We start from the raw sequence: 2,989 nt of genomic DNA, 5'->3' as shown, positions 1-2,989 counted from the left end.
ACCCACACCGGGCGGACGCCCGGGTCGAGGCGGCCGGGACCAGCGAAGGTAACGACCGCGCTACGGCGGACAATGTAATGATGGAAGACTGCGAGAGCCGCAGCGGTCGAACATGCCCGGACGCGGTGCCGCCGCTGCGTCCCGGGCGCATCCGGCCGCCCGGCGCGTAGTAAGTAACTGCAGGTGAGGTAGGTTGATGGGCTCTGTTGTCGGTGACCGGAGGGTTCATCTCCAGGAAGTGATGCGAGGATGACCCGAACGGCACGCACTCGGCCCACACGCGCCCGGCGCCCCCGGTTCACCGGTCTTCCCCAACTCCTGGCCGCGGCGGTGGAGACCAATCCCACCGGAATCGCCCTCCGCGGCGCCTACGTCGGCGGTGAACCCGGTCAGCTCACCTACGCGGAGCTCGACGAACGTTCCAACCGGCTGGCCCGGTTGCTCATCGCCCACGGGGCCGGTCCGGAAAGTCTGGTCGCGGTCGGTATCCCGCGCTCGATCGATTCGGTGGCCGCGGTGTGGGCGGTGGCGAAAACCGGCGCCGGATACGTACCGGTGGACGTCAACTACCCGCCGGACCGGATCAACCATATGGTCACCGATTCCGGTGTCGTATTCGGCCTGTCGGTCGCCGATACGGTGGCCGAACTGCCGGATGCCGTGGAATGGCTGGCGGTCGACAGCCCGGAAACCGCCGCCCTGCTCGCGGAGTACCCGGCCGATCCGGTGTCCTTCGACGAGCGGCTGCGCCCCCTGCGCGCCGAGCACCCCGCCTATGTCACCTACACCTCGGGGTCGACGGGCAAACCGAAGGGTGTGGTGGTCACCCAGGCCGGACTGGCCGGGTTCTGCGCCGAGCAGGTGGAACGATTCCTGGTGGATTCCACCGCTCAGGTCTTGCACATCATCTCGCCGTCCTTCGATGTCGCGATTCTCGAATTGCTGATGGCGGTCGGCGCCGCGGCGACCATGGTGGTGGTCCCGCCGTCGGTGTACGGCGGTGAGGAGCTGGCCGCGCTGGTGCGGCGCGAGCGGGTGACCCATATCGTCATCACCCCCTCCGCCCTGTCGTCGACGGACCCGGCGGGGCTCGACGATGTGCGGGTGGTGGTCGTCGCCGGGGAAGCGTGCCCGCCGGAACTGGTGCGCCGATGGGCGGGGACGCTGGTGGACGGCCGGCCCCGGAGCTTCTTCAACGGGTACGGGCCCACCGAGGCCACCATCCTCGCCAATATCAGCGGCCCGCTGACGCCCGACGAGCCGGTCGATATCGGCCCGCCGGTGCGTCATGTCACCGAATACGTCCTCGACGACCAGTTGCGCCCACTGCCGACCGGGGTGACCGGTGAGCTCTATATCGCCGGTATCCAGCTGGCGCGCGGCTATCACAACCGCCGGGGCCTGACCGCCGAGCGGTTCGTGGCCAACCCGTTCGACGAGGGCGGGGCCCGGATCTACCGCACCGGCGACCTGGCGCGCTGGCGCGCGAACGGTTCGGTGGAATACCTGGGCCGCAACGATTTCCAGGTGAAGATCCGCGGTTTCCGCATCGAACTCGGCGAAATCGATGCCGTGCTCACCGAACACGAATCGGTGGATTTCGCGGTCACGGTGGGCTACGAGCCGCCCAGCGGGGCGACCGTCCTGGCCGCCTATGTCCATGCGGCGAGCGGGGCCGCGGTCGATACCGACGAGCTGATCGCCCTGGCCGAGAGCCGCCTGCCCGCCTACATGGTGCCGGCGAGTATCACCGTGCTGGAGGAGATCCCGCTGACCCCGGTCGGGAAGCTGGATCGCCGGGCACTACCCGAACCACAGCTGCACACCACCGAGTACCGCGAGCCGCAGACCCTGCTGCAGAAGCAGGTCGCCGCCGTATTCACCGACCTGCTGCATCCCGCGGATCCGGTCGGCGCCGACGACAACTTCTTCGAACTCGGCGGCAATTCGCTGATCGCGACCCAGGTGGTGGCCCGGCTCAGCGCGCTGGTGGACGCCAGGATTCCGGCCCGGATCCTGTTCGAGGCCGCGACCGTGGCCCAGCTCGCCGAGAAACTCGAGGAACTCGGCGAGGCCGGTGCCGAGCATCGGGCGCTCACCGCACGGCCGCGTCCGGAGCGGGTACCGCTCTCGTTGGCCCAGCGCCGGATGTGGTTCCTGAACCGGTTCGACGAGCAATCCGCGGCCTACAGCATTCCCATCGCGGTGCGCCTGTCGGGCGAACTGGATGTGGCCGCCCTGCGCACGGCGATCGATGATCTCGTGGATCGGCACGAGGTCCTGCGGACCTACTATCCGGAAACCGACGAGGGTCCGGTACAGGTCGTGCGGCCGCTCGGCGAGCCGGTGGTCGGACTCTCGGTCCGGGCCGTGGCCCCGGAAGCGGTCGAGACCGCCCTGATCGAACTGCTGTCGAGGTCCTTCGACGTCACCGAAGAGGTGCCGCTGCGGGTCGCGCTGTTCGAGATCGAGGGTGCGGAAAACGAATACGTGCTGGCGGTGGTGGTGCACCATATCGCCGGCGACGGTGCGTCGGTGGCGCCGCTGACCCGTGACCTGATGATCGCGTACGCGGCGCGGGCCGCGGGCGCGGCACCGGGCTGGCAGCCGCTGCCGGTCCAGTACGCGGATTTCGCGCTGTGGCAGCGGGAGCTGCTCGGCGACGAATCCGATCCGGAATCGGTGGCGCACAAGCAGATCGAATACTGGCGCGCGGCGCTGGCGGATCTTCCGGACCAGCTGGAGCTGCCCGCGGACCGGCCGCGTCCGGCCGTGCAGTCCTATGCGGGTGGCCGGATCGCGGTCCAGATCGACGCCCCGACCCATGCGGCGCTGCTGGAGGTGGCGCGCGCGGCTAATGCCACCCCGTTCATGGTGATCCACACCGCGTTCGCGGTGCTGCTGTCCCGGTTGTCCGGCACCGACGATATAGCGATCGGTACGCCGATGGCGGGTCGTGGTGAACAGGCCCTCGACGATCTGATCGGTA

1 protein-coding gene is annotated in these 2,989 nt (G+C 69.0%); it reads left to right on the top strand.

Annotated elements, in window-relative coordinates:
- Positions 1-249 precede the first annotated feature (249 nt).
- The coding region (locus ACWDU1_RS31220; RefSeq protein ID WP_450003991.1) for an amino acid adenylation domain-containing protein at positions 250-2,989 on the top strand (2,740 nt) is incomplete at its 3' end.

It is taken from the genome of Nocardia sp. NPDC003345, from assembly GCF_053589395.1.
This window is presented reverse-complemented; position numbering and strand designations above follow the sequence as displayed.